The organism is Saccharothrix tamanrassetensis (genome assembly GCF_014203665.1).
In the GTDB taxonomy this organism is placed as follows: Bacteria; Actinomycetota; Actinomycetes; order Mycobacteriales; family Pseudonocardiaceae; genus Actinosynnema; species Actinosynnema tamanrassetense.
In genome coordinates this window covers 185,257-200,786 of sequence record NZ_JACHJN010000008.1, presented here as the reverse complement: position 1 = coordinate 200,786, position 15,530 = coordinate 185,257, and the positions used below count along the sequence as shown (strand labels likewise).

Sequence of the window (15,530 nt, the reverse complement as noted above, 5' to 3'; positions counted from 1 at the left end):
CCCGCGGGCCGGCGCTACAGGGAGCGGAAGTAGTCGCGCGCGAAGTCGGTCAGTCGCCGCGCCGCGGCGGACAGGTAGGTGTCCTTGCGCCAGACCAGGGTGAGGCTGCGGTGGCAGTCCGGGACGTCGAGTCGCAACCAGGCGGCGGGGGCGTGGGTGATGGTGCGGCGGGAGAACTCCGGCACCAGCCCGACGCCGAGGCCCGCGCCGATCAGGTCGCCGGTGGCGCCGGGTTCGTCGCTCTCGCACGTGTACTGGGGTCGCAGGCCGGCCTCGGCGAACAGCCGGTCGCACAGCTCGCGCGGCCAGTACCCGGGCCTGGTGGTGACGAACCGCTCGTCCGCGAGCTCTTCCAGCCGCACGCGCTCCCGCCCGGCGAGCCGGTGCCCCGGCGGCACGGCGAGCAGCACCTCCTCGCGCAACAGCTCCAGCGTCCGCAGGTCCGGACCGGACAGCGGCTGGGAGGCGAAGCAGAGGTCGACCTCGCCGATGCGCAGCTGTTCCGCCATGGTCGCGGCGGAGGACTGGTAGAGCCGGGTGTTGACGCCGGGGTGCCCGGCGCGGAACTCGGTGAGCAGGCCGGTGAGCGTGAGCAGGGTTTCCGCGGCGACGGCGACGCTGCCGCGGTCGAGACCGGCCGAGTCGGCCAGCTCCCGGCGGGCGTCGTCGAGTTCGCGCAGGACCCGATCGACGCGGCGGAGGAACCGGGCGCCGAACCGGTTGAGCCGCAGCCCGCGCCCGACCCGGTCGAACAGCGGCACGCCGAGGTCGGCCTCCAGCCGGGCGATCGCGCGGCTGAGCGACGGCTGGGCGACGCGGAGTTCCGCGGCGGCCTGGCTGAGGTGCTCACGGCGGGCGACCGCTTGGAAGTAGCGGAGCTGCAGCAGGTCCATCTTTCATAGCCTCAACGTCATGAATGAATGCCGATTCTGGTCTTGGACAGCATAGGACGCCGTCCATAACGTCGATCACCGACGACGGGTCGACCGAGGAGGGGCATGTGATGGCCGGAGTGATCGACGCCGGGGCGAAAGCGCCGCCGCGGCTGCGCGGCCGGGCGGTGCTGGGGGTGGTGCGCGGGTTCGTCACGGTGCACGCCGTCGCGATCTTCGCCCAGCCGGTGTTGGCCGGCCGCTACCTGATCGGCGACTACGACATGCTGGCGCTGCACGCGTCGGGGGCGGACCTGGTCTCCTACCTCGCGTTGGCCCAGTTGGTGCCGGCGGCGCTGCTCTGGCGACGCGGTGGCCCGCGCTGGCCGTTCTGGGCGAGCGTGCTGTCGGTGCTGGGCGTGACCGGCCAGTACTTCGCCGGACTGGCCGGGGCGCTCGACCTGCACGTCCCGCTCGGTGTCGTGCTCGTGGCCCTGGCGTGGATCATGCTGTTCGGGATCTGGCGGACCGGAGCACGGCGATGAGCGGGCTGTCCCGGCGCCGGTTCCTCGGCCTGACCGGCGGCGCGGGCGCACTGGTGGCCGCCGGGCTCGCCGGGCCGCAGCTGTTCCGACCCGCCGCGGCCACCGGGGAGCTGCTCACCAGCCAGGTGCCGCTGCCCGCGCCCTTCCGGGTGCCGCTGCCGGTCCCGGCGGTGCTGGCGCCGGTCGCGCGCGACGCGGACGCCGACCGGTACGAGATCGTCCAGCGGCAGGCCACGGTGGAGATCCTGCCGGGACTGCGCACGCCGATCTGGGGCTACCAGGGCACTTTTCCCGGGCCGACCATCGAGTCCCGCAGCGGCCGGACGGCGGTCGTCCGGCACCGCAACGAACTCCCGGTGCCCACCGTCGTGCACCTGCACGGTGGCCGCACCCCGCCGGAGTCCGACGGCTATGCCACCGACCTGGTGCTGCCGGCCGACGCCGCGTACCCGACGCACTCGCACAGCGGCCACGCGAGCATGCACGACCCGGCCGCGGTGATCACCCGAGGCGAGCGCGAATACGTGTACCCGTTGCGGCAGAGAGCGTCCACGCTCTGGTACCACGACCACCGGATGGACTTCACCGGACCGGCCGTCTACCGCGGCCTGGCCGGGTTCCACCTCGTCCGGGACGACGAGGAGGACGCGTTGCCGCTCCCGCACGGCGAGCGGGAACTGCCGTTGCTGATCACCGACCGGGCGTTCGCCGCGGACGGTTCGCTGCGCTACCCGTCCATCGACCCGTCCCTGACCACCGTGCCCGGCGTCGAGGAGGCCTACCTCGAAGGAGTGCTCGGCGACGTGATCCTGGTCAACGGCGCGCCCTGGCCGGTGGCCGAGGTGTCCGCGACCAGGCACCGGCTGCGGGTGCTCAACGGGTCCAACGCCCGCCGCTACGACCTCGCGCTCGACCCGCCACCACCCGATGGCCGGTCGTTCACGCAGATCGGCTCGGACCAGGGCCTGCTCGACGTGCCGCGCGGGCACGAGCACGTGCCGATCGCCCCGGCCGAACGGTACGACCTGGTCGTCGACTTCGGCGCCTACCCGGTCGGCACCGAGGTCACCCTGGTCAACCGGCTCGGCACCGGCAGCACCGCGCGGGTGATGCGGTTCCGCGTCGCCCGACGCGGCGCGGAGGACAGCCACGTCCCGGACCGGCTCGGCGAACTCGAACCGCTCGACCGCGCGCAGGCGGCCGTGACGAGGGAGTTCTCCTTCCGCGGCGGACTGGTCGGCGACCGGCACGGCTGGGCGATCGACGGCCGGCCGTACTCGCCGACCCGGATCGACGCCCGACCCCGGCTCGGGGACGTGGAGATCTGGCGCTTCGTGGCGGACCTGCACCACCCGATCCACCTGCACCTGGTGCACTTCCACGTGCTGTCCCGCGGTGGACGCGAGCCCGGACCGCACGACGCCGGCCGCAAGGACACCGTCGACCTGCGCCCCGGCGAGGCGGTGGAGGTGATCGCCCGGTTCGACGGCTACCGCGGCCGGTACATGTTCCACTGCCACAACAGCGAGCACGAGGACATGGGCATGATGGCCAACTTCGAGACGGTCTGAGACGTGACGCGAGGCCGCCGACGCCTCGGCGCCGACGGGCGCGGCCTTCGACGCCCGGACTCCCTCCGCTGCCCCGGGTCGGACGGATCGCGGAACGTCCGACCCGGGGCGGCTTTCCCGGTTGACCGGTCAGGCCGGCTGGTCCTTCTCCGAGGCGAACCACACTCGCAGGCTGGTCGGGTCGATCGGAATCGAGACGTGTTCGTGCACGATCGACCAGCTGCCGTTCGACCGTCGGAGGCAGACCGTCTCCCGTACCCAGATCGACTGCCGGAGCCCGCCCCTGCGCTCCCCCGAGTCCAGGTGGAGCATGTTCGCGAACGCCACGTCTCCGCTCACCACGACGGTCGACTCGTGCGTTTCCAGGCTGACGGGGCCTTCGTAGCCGTCGAACCACCGCACGAAGTTGCGGCGGACCTCTCCGGTTCCGGTGAACCGGAGAGGGGGAACGACGTCGTAGTAGACGATGTCGGCGGAGTAGAACGACATGAGTCGGTCGATGTCCTTCGACTGCTGCGCATCGGCGCGGCTCTCCAACAACGCCCTGACCTCGGACTCGCTCGAACCCATCGCATCCTCCGTGCAAGATCGTGATCGCAACCGGCTTTCCCGGCGACGGCCCTGTGGTGGTTCCGGTAATCCGACGACGCAGCCCTCGAAAACGTGAGGCGCCGCGGCGGACTCGTCGGTGCTCGATGCCGGATCAGGCGGCACGGCTGCCCGGGTTGCCCGGGTTGCCTTGGTTGGCGAACATCCACCGCCTGCCGAACGGTGTGTCGGCGGTGCGGCGGAACAACCCTTCGGTCAGTGGACGGGCGACGCGCCGACCTCACACTCCGGTGCGCTGTGTCGTCGGGTTGTCGAGGACAGATCCGAGCAAGGGAGCCACGACACCATGACCACCCCGTCCGAGCCGGCAGGCGGCGATCCCGCTCCTGGCCTGAGCGAGATCGTGAGCGAGCGGCGTCGACTGGTCAACCTCGCCTACCGGCTGCTGGGTTCCCTGGCCGAAGCGGAGGACGTCGTCCAGGAGACCTACGCCCGCTGGTACGCCATGTCCCGGCAGCAGCAGGCAGCCATCGCGTCCCCCGGCGGCTGGCTGACCAGGGTCGCCGGCCGCATCTGCCTCGACCTGCTCCGCTCGGCGCGCGTCCGGCGCGAGAGCTACGTGGGTACGTGGATCCCCGAACCGCTGCCCGGCCGCACCGAGTGGGGCAACGGGCGGTCCAACGGCGCGCCGGCCGATCCGGCCGACCGCATCACGCTCGACGAATCGGTCAACATGGCGTTCCTCGTCGTGCTCGAGTCGATGACCCCGGCCGAGCGCGTCGCGTTCGTCCTGCACGACGTCTTCCGCTACCCCTTCGCCGAGGTGGCCGACATCGTCGGCCGCACCCCGGCAGCCTGCCGCCAACTGGCCACCTCCGCCCGCCGACGCATCCGGGCCGCGCAAGCCCCCACGCCACCGACTGCCCTTCAGGCCCGCATCGTCCGGGACTTCAAGCGGGCGTGGGAAGCCAAGGACGTCAACGCCCTCATCGGCCTGCTCGACCCCGCCGCCACCGCTGTCGGTGACGGCGGTGGAGTCGTCACAGCCCTGCCCCACCCGATCGAAGGTGCCGAGCAGATCGCACGCTTCCTGACCGGTCGGATCCCTGCCCGTCAGCCGGCGATCCGGGAGTGCACGGTGAACGGCCGGCCCGGTCTGGTGGCACAACTGGACGACGTCATCATGTCGGTGTACGCGTTCGAGGTCGTGGGCGACCGGATCAAGCGCATCTGGGCCGTGCTCAACCCCGACAAGCTCCGGCCGTGGATGACGGGCTGAGCTGGGCGACAGCCGTCGCCCGTCCCCGACGGCACGCGCCTCTACATCGCCCACAACACCGCCGGACCCGGCTGTGTCCTTGATGACATGACGACCATCACCGATATCCCCGCACAGTCAAAAGAACTCCGCAGTACGCGGCGACCACCGATCTGGGAACCCCAGTCATCCTTTCGTGTGACGCACTGCGAAGGGTGACCGCACTCCGGCGGGCTTGCGCCATCGGTGTCGGGCCAAACGGGGCCTTTCGCCTCTCATCGCGCACCGGCGCCCCCGGCAGGATTGCCCGATGCCGCCCTCGAAAGGACCGAACAGCATGTCCGGAACCGGCAAGCACAACGCCGTCAGCGTCGCCCGGTACCTCGACTCCGTGGTCGAAGTGCTCCGCTCCGCGGGGATCGCCGTGGTAGAGGTGGACATCGACCTCGTAGCCGCCGCGCCGGTCCGCGCGCAGCTCGTCACCAGTGCGGGGCGAGTGCTGCGGTGGCGGGAGGACCTGGGCTGGAGCACGGGCGCACGGGTGGCCGAACCTGTGTCACACCCGAGCGAGGTCGCCCGGCTCGCCATCCTGTCGGACGAATGACCCGATGGGTCAGGGCGTCACCACGGACACCCCGGCCCGGCCGGGAGCACGCGCGCCTGTTCTCCGATAAGGCTTGTCGCTGATCGGTCGTGGACGGACAGGCGGCCGGCTCCTGCCCGCTAGGAGATCTTGCGCCGGTAGGTGATCGTGGCGAAGGTGTAGGCCACGGCGAGGAGGCCGACGCACCAGGCGAGGGCGATCCAGATGTCGGTGCCGACCGGCTGCTGGGTGAACAGGGCGCGGATGGCGTTGACGATGGAGGTCACCGGCTGGTGCTCGGCGAAGGCGCGCACCGGGCCGGGCATGGTGCCGGTGGGCACGAACGCCGAGCTGAGGAACGGCAGGAAGATGAGCGGGTAGGAGAACGCGCTCGCGCCGTCCGGCGACTTCGCGGTGAGACCGGGGATGACGGCCAGCCACGTCAGCGCCAGGGTGAACAGGATGAGGATGCCGGCGACCGCGAGCCACGCCGGCAGTCCCGCCGAGGAGCGGAAACCCATGAGGAGTGCGACGAGCACGACGACCACGAGCGAGATCAGGTTGGCGACCAGCGAGGTCACGACGTGCGCCCACAGCACGGCCGACCGCGCGATCGGCATGGACTGGAACCGCTCGAAGATGCCGCCCTTCATGTCCAGGAAGAGCCGGAACGCGGTGTAGGAGATACCCGACGCGACCGTGATGAGCAGGATCCCGGGCAGCAGGTACTGCACGTACGAATCCGACCCCGTGTCGATCGCGCCGCCGAACACGTAGACGAACATCAGCATCATGCCGATCGGCATGATCGCGGTCGTGATGATGGTGTCCATGCTGCGGGTGATGTGACGCAGCGAACGTCCCAGAAGGACGGTGGTGTCACCGAGGAAGTGCTTGCTCATCTTGAATCCTCACTCGTGCGGGCCGGCTTCGCGGCCGTCGCCTGGGTGCTGTCGGCGCCGACGAGCGCGAGGAAGACGTCCTCCAGGGTCGGCTGCTTCTCCACGTACTCGACCTCGGCGGGCGGGAGCAGTCGCTTGAGCTCGGCGAGGGTGCCGTCCACGATGATCCGTCCCTCGTGCAGGATCGCGATCCGGTCGGCGAGTTGTTCGGCTTCGTCCAGGTACTGCGTGGTGAGCAGCACCGTGGTGCCCTGGTCGGCGAGTTCCTTGACGGCCCGCCACACTTCGATGCGCCCCTGGGGGTCGAGCCCGGTGGTCGGCTCGTCCAGGAAGATGATCGGCGGGTTCCCGACGAGGCTCATCGCGATGTCGAGCCGGCGGCGCATTCCGCCGGAGTACGTCGACACCTTGCGCGCGCCCGCGTCGGTCAGCGAGAAGCGGTCGAGCAGGTCGTCCGCGATCCGGCCCGGGTTCTCGAGGTGTCGCAGGCGGGCGACGAGCACGAGGTTCTCCCGTCCGCTCAGGATCTCGTCGACGGCGGCGAACTGTCCGGTGAGGCTGATGGATTCCCGTACTTCCGCGGCCTGCGTGGCGACGTCGAAGCCGTTGACGCCGACGGTCCCCGCGTCGGCTTTGAGCAACGTGGACAGGATCTTCACGGCCGTGGTCTTGCCGGCCCCGTTCGAGCCGAGCAGGGCGAGGATGCTGCCGCGCGCCACGTCGAAGTCCACACCGCGCAGCACCTCCAGCGCCTTGTAGGACTTCTTCAGGCCCCGCACGCGGATGGCGGGTTCGGTGGTCGGTCGGGTCGTCACGACGAGGTCTCCCCGGATTCTTGTTCGGCCTTCTTGATGGCGTTGGTCAGTCGAGCCCGCTCCCGGGTGACCCAGCCGCCCTTCGAGTAGTTCTGCAGGAACGCCTCGACGAACTCCACGGGGTCTTCCCCGACGATCTCGCGGATGGGCGTCGCGTCCGCCGCGGCCCGTTCGAACAGGTCGGCCAGGTCCTCGTACATCGAGGCCGCGCTGTCGCCGTCGGCGGCCCCGAAGAACATGAGGTACCGCTCCAGGGCGTCGACCGCCGTCCGATAGTTCTCGGGAAGCGCCCGTGTGCGGGCCTTGTACGCCCGCCAGCGCCGCTTGTCGCCGATCACCTTCGACGCCAGGTCTGCGATGTTCATGATCACTTACCCCCTTCGCGGAGCTTGTCCAGTCGTTCCGTGAGGAAGCTCCAGGTCCTCCAGAACTCTTCGAGGTGATCGCGTCCCCGGGCGTTGAGGGAGTACACCTTGCGGGGCGGCCCCTTCTCCGACGGAACCTTCGCCACGTCGACCAGGCCGCGCTGCTCGACCCTGATGAGCAGGGCGTAGACGGTGCCCTCGGCGATGTCGGAGAAACCCTGCTCGCGCAGCCACGCGGTGATCTCGTAGCCGTACGCGGACCGACCGGACAGGATCGCCAGGACGATCCCCTCCAGCACGCCTTTGAGCATTTCCGTCACCTGCTTGCCCATGCAGACCACCACCTTCGAGCTACTCACTGTTGCTGAGTACCGGTACCTAGTAAAGCTGAGTAGCGGCGGACGCGCAAGCCTCGCGAGCCGCGGGACCTGATCACCGCGACCAGGATCAGCCGACGTCCTGACGCCGCGCAGTCATCGCCCTGACACCGCCCCTGACACGGCCGGGACGCGGCGACCTGCGCCCAGCGTCAGTCGTAGCTCCGGACAACAGCCCTGATGAAGATGAGCGTGCCTACGGCAACCGATCCGGCGAAACCGCCGACCACCCACGCGCGGATCGCGTCGGGCACCAGGATCAGCACTCCCCCAAGGGCTACGAGCACCAACGAGAGGACGAGGCCGAGGGTCAACAAGAGCCGGTTCGCCCGTCTGGTCCGCTCATCGCTCGCCAGCACGTAGTGCACGAGGTAGACGAGGGGCGTGTTGTTGGTTCTGCGCACGTGCGTCAACTTCCCCATGTTGACGACGATGTCCTGCCTGTCGTGATTGGTACGCGGCGCGGTGTCGCCCAGTGGTTCGGCCGTGGAGGCTCTCACCTCTCTCGTGAAGTCCACGTCTTCCGAGTTTTCTTGTGCGGCCACCCCGCCGGGAACATGCCGCCGCTTCAGGTCACTGAGTCGGTCCATGACGATGTCCGCGTGCATCGGCGAGAGGTTGCACGCCCTCAGGAACGCGATCACCTGGTCAGGTTTGTTCGGCAACGCCGAGCGCTTGGCGTCGACGAGTGCGTAGGCTTGACTGCGCGGGATACCCGCCTTCACCGCGATCTGCCCACAGCTCAGCCCGGCTTCCCGTCGGATGCGGTCGAGCATGGAGCGGAACTCCGTCGCGGATTCGGCCCTCAGCATGGATTGCTGTACGGCCAGGTACTTCCCAGTGGTCACTACCGCGGCCCTGCCGGCTCACCCACGATTACAGACGTCGTCAGCTCAGGTGCGGCGGTTGCCGGAGTCCCGCTGAGCGCGGTCAACAACGTGACCGCGCGGCGCACGCCGCTCGGCGCGGAGAGCACCACGGCGAACAAACCGAGGGTCGCCGCCGAGGTCGCGACCGCCACCGGAACCGAGTAGTGCTCGTAGTGCGACAGGTACCAGGCAGCGGCGAACGCCAGGCAGAGCACCGGGACGTCAGCCCAGGCGAACCGGCCGCACGGTCGGTCGCGATCGTGGGGGGTGTACACGCGTAGCCCTTTCACGTAGACCAACCAGGCCTCCCACGACGAGGCGAGAGCACTGGAGGCTTCATTCGGTAGCGGTTGAGCTTTCGACCGGGATGCCACCTAGCGGCTGGAGACCGCCGACCATGACCTCTATCGGGTGACGAGCCGGATTCGACCACAACGGGCATGTGCTGACCAGAGGCGGGATCACGACATGTGTCCATCGGGACAGCAGGGTGTCCACGCGAGCGAAAGCCCCGGACGGCGACGCGCCGTCCGGGGCTTCGTGTTGCTGACGGAACCCGTCTCCAGCGGGAACCGCCGAAACCCCGCGCTCAACCGCTACCAACGGAAGGGCCAGGGTGCGCGATCGAGGTGAATCGACCCCCGCAGGAAGCCATCATAGGATCAACGCATGTGGCCCACCTCACACATAGATGGATGGGCGGAAAACATCTGCTGAGCTGCGCTATTCCACGTCAATAAGACGCAAGAGGTGTCTATGGACATGCCCTGACACCCACATGGACATCAACCCGCCGACCCGGACTGAAAGGTCGTCTTCAGAGGCCCGACAGGAGTGGGCGGATCGTTCGCACCGGAGACGCACGGTGGCCGCGCGAAGTCCTGCCCCGTTGGCCTGCCTAGCGCACCTCGGACTGGAGGCTTCCGAAGGCTCCGTGTCCGGACCGACGTCCCACCGACATCCAGGGAGCCGATCCGCAACGTGGCCCACTCGACCACTGACCACGCACACTCGGTCCGAACGGGTCACCCCACAACGGCGGGCGCATCGCGGTAGCCCAGGTGGGAAAGCGAGCTGCCTACGCATCCGAGCCGTTACCGTGGCCGTGTTGAGCTGCGGAAGCCGCTGAACACGGCGCTCGAACGGGTGAATTTCCTCCTACGACACACCCGGTGTACCGGCAGGGCCGCAAAGACTTCCGGTGACACGGGGATGACACCCCGGAGGCCCGCTGTCCGCATTATTGCGATTTATTCGAGTCTTGTTCAGGGCTGACGTGCACGAACACGAGTTCGGTCACGCCACCCGGTCGTGCACGCGCGTATGCACGCGCACCCGGACCGACGAGTTGATCTTGACGTAGCCAAATTGACCACTTGCAGTGTTGTGGTCGGTTGCTCCACGCTGCAGCTATGGGTGTTACGCCAGTGCCTTACGGCGAGTGGGTCGAGCGGTCGGAGACCGGCGATTCGCCCGAGTGGATGCGGGGGATGCGGGCGTACGTGCCGCATCCCCTGCCGTCCGATTTTATTCTGCCCACCGAGACCCACCGCGTGCAGGCGATGGCTGAGCACACCCTGGGCGAACTGAACGAAAGAACTCGCGGCCTTCCCGATCACGCGATGTTCGAGTTGTCCACGCGGTTGCGGGAGGTGCAGAGCGCGGCGGAGATGGCCGGCACGAGCGCGGACTTCTCCGAGGCTTGGATGACCAGCCTGTTGTTGACGCGCGCGGCCGAAGGGGTCGGCGAGCCCGAGGAGGTGTTGTTGGAACGCGCTCCGATGGGTCGGTTGTTGCAGGCCGTCGAGCACGGCGCAGCCCGATTGGCGCAGGGAGGACCCTTCGACGCCGAGCTGATCCGCCAGGTCGGCGAGAAGCTGACCGGCGGCGATCCCGACATGGCCGAGTCCGGGCTGCGCACCGGTCAGAGTTGGCTGGCCAGCCGCAAGGGCGGGCAGCCGCGCATCCTGACCGTCCCACCGGGCGCGCGGCTGCACAGCGCCCTCGCGCAGTGGTCGGCCTGGATCGACGCTCCGCATTCCCTGCCTCGGGTCGGCAAGATCTCGCTGGGGCACCTGCACTTGGTGCTGTTGGACCCCTATCCGGGTGCCGGGCCCTACCTGACCAGCATCTACGACGCCTCGGCGATGGTCCGCACGGGATTGCTGCGTGATCACGTACTGGCGCTGTCGACCTGGTTGGACGAGCACGAGCAGGAGTACCACGCACGCATCCGTGCGGTGGTCGACGGCGGCCCGATCGAGGACTGGATCTTATTCTTCGCGGGAGCGGTGCGCGCCCAGGCCTCGGCGCAGTTGTTGTTGATCGACCAGCTCAACGCGCTGCGTCAGAGCTTGCTGGAACAAGCGAAAGGCTCGCCCACGGTGCAGCGGGTGGTGAGCGGGTTGATCACCGCTCCGGTCACGAGCAACCGCGCGCTGGAGACGATCTACGGCATGGCCAACCGCACCGCGACCCAGGTCACCCGCCACTTGGTGCAGGTCGGGATCCTGGAGATCGTCGACGGCAAGTCGTACAACAAGGTGTTCGTGTGCCAGCCGGTGCTGGACCTGTACGCGCTGCAGGTTCCCGCGGCCCCGTCGTCCGACAGGCACGCCTTCTTCCCTCCCGCGAACTGATCCCATCTCCCGAAAGCAGCAAGCTCACCATGTCCCCACGTGCGTGCCCGAATCCCCACTGCCGCCAGCCGCACCGCGGCCGGCACCGCCGCCTCAAGACGCCGCACCAGCCAGGACGCCGCGTGGCGCCGGCGGTGCTCAAGCCGCTGATCACTCTGATCCAGATCGCTCTGGCACTGGCGAGTTTATGGCGCGACTAGCCGATTCCACGCCCAGGCAGAGGCGCGTGCTCGGGATGGGCCAGCAGCGAACGGATGCGTTGGGCGGCCTGGTCATCGTGATCGACCAGCAGCCGTAACGCACCGCTGAACTGCCTTTTGGCCGTGCCCACGGCACCCAGGCGCCAGAAGGCCCGCCCGAGGGTCTCCAACAGTGAGGCGAGGTCGGAGGGTGGGACGTCGGACAGGTCGTCGACTGCGCGCGCCGCGTCACGCAACTGCTCGGTGGCGTTGCGGGGTCGTCCGACGACGATGAGGGCGACGCCGCGGGCGACCTGGGTGCGCACCAGGCCGAATCGGTCGTCGATGCCCTGGTACAACGACCGCAGGCGCTGGTAGCAATCCAGCTCGCGGTTACCGCGTCGGTCCGCGCGGTAGATCTCCGCCCGCCGCCACAAGGTGTCGATCATGCCCGCGGTGTCACCGAGTTCCTTCCACACCGTCCACTCGCGAACCCCGTGGGCATTGGCGGTGACGAAATCCCCCGAGGCGGCGAACCAGCGAGCGCTCAACCGCAACAGTCCCGCCAAGCGGCGGGGTTGCCGGTCGTCGATCGCGGCGCGCGTGCCCGCGTCGGCCAGGCCCTCCGCCCACTGCCGTGACACGTCGGTCGGTGTGCAAGTCCACAGGTGTGCCGCCAGGACCGTGGCCAGCAACCTCAGCCTGGCACGACCGGCGGCGCGCACGGCGGACAACGACAGCGTCAGGTGTCTGCGTATCCACGAGGTGGCCTGGGGCGGGTCGGCGAAACCGATCGGCGGCACAGCGGTCGCGGCGACGGTGTACTCGAACCCCTCCACCGTCCGGTCCAGCAGGGCGCAGACGGAGTCGAGGGTGACGAGGAGGTCCTCGCCGACACGACGTGTCACCAGCTCGGCGGACTCGTCCCAGGGCAGCGGCAGCGGAGGTGGCTCTGGGTGCCATGCGAACTCACCTCCGGCAATTCGCACCAGACCCGAGGCTGTCTCATTTCGTTGGGCCGCGAATTGATCGAACAGGTCGAGATCGAGAGCGGCACCGGCGGCCAAGGGGCGGGCCGGCAAGGAGTGCAGGTCCAGAACTTGGAAACAGCGGAGCAGCTCGACGTCGTCCGGAGGCCTGTTCCACACCCGATTCACCAGCGACAACTCCTCTATCGGCCCGGCTTCTCCCCTTCGTGAGCACACCCCTTCGCCTCTTCGCGCGATCGTTCCCCCTCGATCATGCAGGCTCTCGTGGACGAGCGGAGCCCTCGTCGCCCATTCAACGCAGTCCGGGCCGGATTCGGATGAGCCCCCCACGTCCGAAACAAGGCCCGCAAGTTCTTGCACACGTGATCAACGAAAGTCAACTGTTCGAGTGACACATCACGGGTAGTCCCCGGGCGCGGACAGTGCGGCACGATCCCCTCCTCATACCTGCCCCCACACCCGACCAGCGGCCATGATTACCAGGTCAACCCCGGTCGATGGCACTGCGCACATTCAATGCTCCATCACCCGCGTCCTCTATCGACGATGTCGTCGCAAACGTTTCCCGGACGCCCCGGGCGGAACCCGACTCAGGCCTGCGGCCCTGCCGTACCAGCGCTCCGATCGATGTTCGTCATGGGTCCTGGATACACGTCGATCTTTGCCGCCGGCCCAAACCGTCCACAATGGACCATCGGACAGTCGCAAGTCGGAGTGATCGCGGCTCGATCGGAGGTACTGCGGCGCTACACCGGCTGCGACTTACGCCGGCGCCGAAGATGAACCGGGCAGCGTATTGATCTCGTCCCCGAACACCGCCGTGCCCACCGGACATGAAGCGACACCCCGGCTTGTCGGCGAACTGATCACCAAAGCCGGTATCGACGTTCCTCGACAATAGCGCTCCGTGCGTCAAGCAGGATGCCGCTGGGCGATTGTCAGCGCGTCGCCAACGCGTGCACCCTCGCGATGCCCGCCTCGGTGCCCGGTTCAGGACGCGTGATGCGGCCTGCTCTCCCAGAGTCGGTGTGGTGACCTGGCGACTCCCCCAATGGGTCAGCGGCAGGCCACCCAGGTGTCGCCCTGCTTGACCAGCTTGATCGTGCGGTCCGGACCGAGCAGGGAGACCGGGATCGGGGCCTCCATCGCGTCGAGGCCCGAATGGGCCTCGGGCGACAAGTCGTCGGGCAACCCCTCCACCTCGACGTCGAGCAGACCGGTCGCCGCCGTGTCGGTCCGGTCCCGGACCTCCTTGGCGGTGAACCGGTAGCGGATGTCGGCCAGGCGGGGATCGAACTGCGCGGCCTCGGCCTGCTTCGCGGCGAAGGTCCGGGCTTCGCTCCAGCGCTCGGGGCAGACGAGCTTGCGCACCGCCTCGTCGTCCCGCGCGTCGGCAGCTTCGACAAGGGCCTTCAGAGCCGCCTCCGGCCCGCCCTCCGGCGTGTTCCCCGGTGTGTTCTCCGGTGCGTTCTCCGGGGTTCCTCCACAGGCGGAGAGCAGGAGCACGACGACAGCGGCGAGTGGTGCGCGGGGAGTCATCTGCCCGATGGTAGCGACGATCCGCACAACCACAGGTGGAAGATTCCGATCGCCTCCCACCTCCGGTTCTGGTAGGCGGAATCGTTCACCGCCAATGGAAGCAACGCCGCGCCGCGGCCGGGAACGCGTCACCGGTCGATGCCGGGCTCGCATGATCGCGCACGCGTCGTCCGCTCGACGAAAGCCAGTCCGTCGTACTCCTCGGCGAGCGTCACCGAACCGGTGACCTTCTTCATCATGGGCCAGAACCCGACAATCGCGCCGTAGGAACGCGTCGGTGCGGGCGTGGTCAGCCAGGCCATGACCGGTTCGCTGGACCGCGCCGCGCGGAAGTCGATCAGGTAGTCACCGATCCCCGGCCGTGCGAGCAGTGCTTCCGCGCTCCGCGGCACGGCGGGCTCCACGGTGAACTCGGCGAGGCCGGTATTCCCGGCGACCTCGGCCCGTGAGGCCTGGAACGACCCTTGGTTGAAGGTCAGCCCCAGTGCGTAGTAAGCGCTGCCGTACACGTCACTGAGGTGCGCCCCCATACTCGCGACGCCCCGGCTCACCGTGCTCCGCGCCACGTGACCGTTGTGCGCCCACACGACCACCCGTTCGCCGTCGCCTGTCAGCTCCCGCACGGCGTCGGCCAGGTACCGGTCCCGTACGGCGCACCCTTTCGCGCTCAGCAACGGATACGCCGCGATGTCCGCCGCGTTCGCCAGTTCCGTGGCACTCTCGACGACTTCGGACCAGTCTCGCACCGAGCTCGCCGCGACGAGTTCGGCACGGTCGGCCCGCAGGAACTCGACGGTGTCCCGGAGAACCCGGCTCGCGGTGTGGGCGCTCTCCGAACCGGCCACGGCCTTCCGCCGGAACACGCGGCGCACCGCCCCGGCGACGGACTCCCTGACGAGGCCACCGATGCTGGTCGAGGTGCCGCTCGTGGTCAACGTCCGGATCGCTGCGCGGAAAGGCCCCGTGCGTTGCGGGGCGACGGTGTCCAGGTACTTCGCGACCAGCTGTACCGCGACCGGGTCGATCCCCGAATCGATGCCGTGGAACCGCACCCGCCGGTCGGCGGGCACCGAGGCGTTGTACTCCCTGAGCCACTCGATCAGGGCGAGCACTTCGTAGGTGTCCCACGTCCAGTAACCCAGACCGGTCAACGCCGCCGAAGCGGTGCCCTCGCCGGACGCGATGTAGTCGTCGACGGCCCGGCAGGCGGACCTGCCCGCCTCGAAGGCCACCACCGTGAAGCCCAGTTCGCGCACCAGGAACCGGATCAGCCGGTGCTTGAGGGTGAAGAACTCCTTGCTGCCGTGCGTCGCCTCGCCCAGTCCGACGACCTGTACGCCCGCCAGCACCGTGGCGAATGGTGTCAGGTCCTCGGAACCACCCTCGGGCTCGAGGGTCCGGAGCACGATCGCGGACTCGGTGAGCCAGGACGAGACCGCGTCACGATCCACCCGGAGTTTCGCCATCGGCTCCCCTAC

General features: G+C 68.8%; 16 protein-coding genes. 5 read left to right on the top strand and 11 right to left on the bottom strand.

Annotation, left to right across the window (positions count from 1 at the left end; translation table 11 throughout):
* Positions 1–14 precede the first annotated feature (14 nt).
* Positions 15–893, bottom strand: coding sequence for a LysR family transcriptional regulator (locus FHS29_RS25120; protein WP_184694497.1), 879 nt, complete (start codon positions 891–893; stop codon positions 15–17).
* Positions 894–1,003: 110 nt separating this feature from the next.
* Here FHS29_RS25120 and FHS29_RS25115 point away from each other — a divergent pair, with 110 nt between their 5' ends.
* Complete coding sequence (locus FHS29_RS25115; protein ID WP_184694495.1) at positions 1,004–1,417, top strand: hypothetical protein; 414 nt, start codon at positions 1,004–1,006, stop codon at positions 1,415–1,417.
* Complete coding sequence (locus FHS29_RS25110; protein ID WP_184694494.1) at positions 1,414–2,988, top strand: multicopper oxidase family protein; 1,575 nt, start codon at positions 1,414–1,416, stop codon at positions 2,986–2,988. The genes FHS29_RS25115 and FHS29_RS25110 overlap by 4 nt, the downstream gene beginning before the upstream one ends.
* Positions 2,989–3,117: 129 nt before the next feature.
* On the opposite strand, the gene FHS29_RS25105 is transcribed toward FHS29_RS25110, so the two are convergent.
* Positions 3,118–3,558, bottom strand: coding sequence for a YybH family protein (locus FHS29_RS25105; RefSeq protein ID WP_184694492.1), 441 nt, complete (start codon positions 3,556–3,558; stop codon positions 3,118–3,120).
* A gap of 325 nt (positions 3,559–3,883) precedes the next feature.
* Here FHS29_RS25105 and sigJ point away from each other — a divergent pair, with 325 nt between their 5' ends.
* Both sigJ and FHS29_RS25095 read left to right on the top strand, forming a co-directional pair.
* Positions 3,884–4,816 (top strand): RNA polymerase sigma factor SigJ, encoded by a 933-nt coding sequence (gene sigJ / locus FHS29_RS25100; protein ID WP_184694490.1) that lies wholly within the window; start codon positions 3,884–3,886, stop codon positions 4,814–4,816.
* A 316-nt stretch (positions 4,817–5,132) separates the two neighbouring features.
* Positions 5,133–5,399, top strand: a complete 267-nt coding sequence (locus FHS29_RS25095) for a hypothetical protein (RefSeq protein ID WP_184694488.1) — start codon at positions 5,133–5,135, stop codon at positions 5,397–5,399.
* A gap of 119 nt (positions 5,400–5,518) precedes the next feature.
* Here FHS29_RS25095 and FHS29_RS25090 read toward each other — a convergent pair whose 3' ends face one another.
* From FHS29_RS25090 to FHS29_RS25065, 6 genes are all read right to left on the bottom strand, one after another.
* On the bottom strand, positions 5,519–6,280 hold the full coding sequence (locus FHS29_RS25090; protein ID WP_184694486.1) for an ABC transporter permease: 762 nt from the start codon (positions 6,278–6,280) through the stop codon (positions 5,519–5,521).
* Complete coding sequence (locus FHS29_RS25085) at positions 6,277–7,095, bottom strand: ABC transporter ATP-binding protein (protein ID WP_184694484.1); 819 nt, start codon at positions 7,093–7,095, stop codon at positions 6,277–6,279. Before FHS29_RS25085 ends, FHS29_RS25090 begins: the two co-directional genes overlap by 4 nt.
* Positions 7,092–7,460: a DUF1048 domain-containing protein gene (locus tag FHS29_RS25080; protein WP_184694482.1), complete on the bottom strand. Its 369-nt coding sequence runs from the start codon at positions 7,458–7,460 to the stop codon at positions 7,092–7,094. Before FHS29_RS25080 ends, FHS29_RS25085 begins: the two co-directional genes overlap by 4 nt.
* 2 nt (positions 7,461–7,462) lie before the next feature.
* The gene (locus FHS29_RS25075) at positions 7,463–7,792 is read right to left on the bottom strand and encodes a PadR family transcriptional regulator (RefSeq protein ID WP_184694849.1); all 330 of its coding nucleotides are present in this window, start codon (positions 7,790–7,792) and stop codon (positions 7,463–7,465) included.
* 197 nt (positions 7,793–7,989) lie between these two features.
* Positions 7,990–8,613, bottom strand: coding sequence for a hypothetical protein (locus FHS29_RS25070; RefSeq protein ID WP_184694480.1), 624 nt, complete (start codon positions 8,611–8,613; stop codon positions 7,990–7,992).
* A 71-nt stretch (positions 8,614–8,684) separates the two neighbouring features.
* The gene (locus tag FHS29_RS25065; protein ID WP_184694479.1) at positions 8,685–8,981 is read right to left on the bottom strand and encodes a hypothetical protein; all 297 of its coding nucleotides are present in this window, start codon (positions 8,979–8,981) and stop codon (positions 8,685–8,687) included.
* A gap of 1,137 nt (positions 8,982–10,118) precedes the next feature.
* On the opposite strand from FHS29_RS25065, the gene FHS29_RS25060 reads away from it, so the two are divergent.
* Positions 10,119–11,345 (top strand): Fic family protein, encoded by a 1,227-nt coding sequence (locus FHS29_RS25060; protein ID WP_184694477.1) that lies wholly within the window; start codon positions 10,119–10,121, stop codon positions 11,343–11,345.
* A 196-nt stretch (positions 11,346–11,541) separates the two neighbouring features.
* Here FHS29_RS25060 and FHS29_RS25055 read toward each other — a convergent pair whose 3' ends face one another.
* The 3 genes from FHS29_RS25055 to FHS29_RS25045 form a co-directional block, all read right to left on the bottom strand.
* On the bottom strand, positions 11,542–12,591 hold the full coding sequence (locus FHS29_RS25055; RefSeq protein ID WP_184694475.1) for a hypothetical protein: 1,050 nt from the start codon (positions 12,589–12,591) through the stop codon (positions 11,542–11,544).
* A 978-nt stretch (positions 12,592–13,569) separates the two neighbouring features.
* A complete protein-coding gene (locus FHS29_RS25050; protein ID WP_184694473.1) occupies positions 13,570–14,052 on the bottom strand; it encodes a hypothetical protein in 483 nt (160 codons plus the stop codon).
* A gap of 128 nt (positions 14,053–14,180) precedes the next feature.
* Positions 14,181–15,518, bottom strand: coding sequence for an erythromycin esterase family protein (locus FHS29_RS25045; RefSeq protein WP_184694471.1), 1,338 nt, complete (start codon positions 15,516–15,518; stop codon positions 14,181–14,183).
* Positions 15,519–15,530 lie beyond the last annotated feature (12 nt).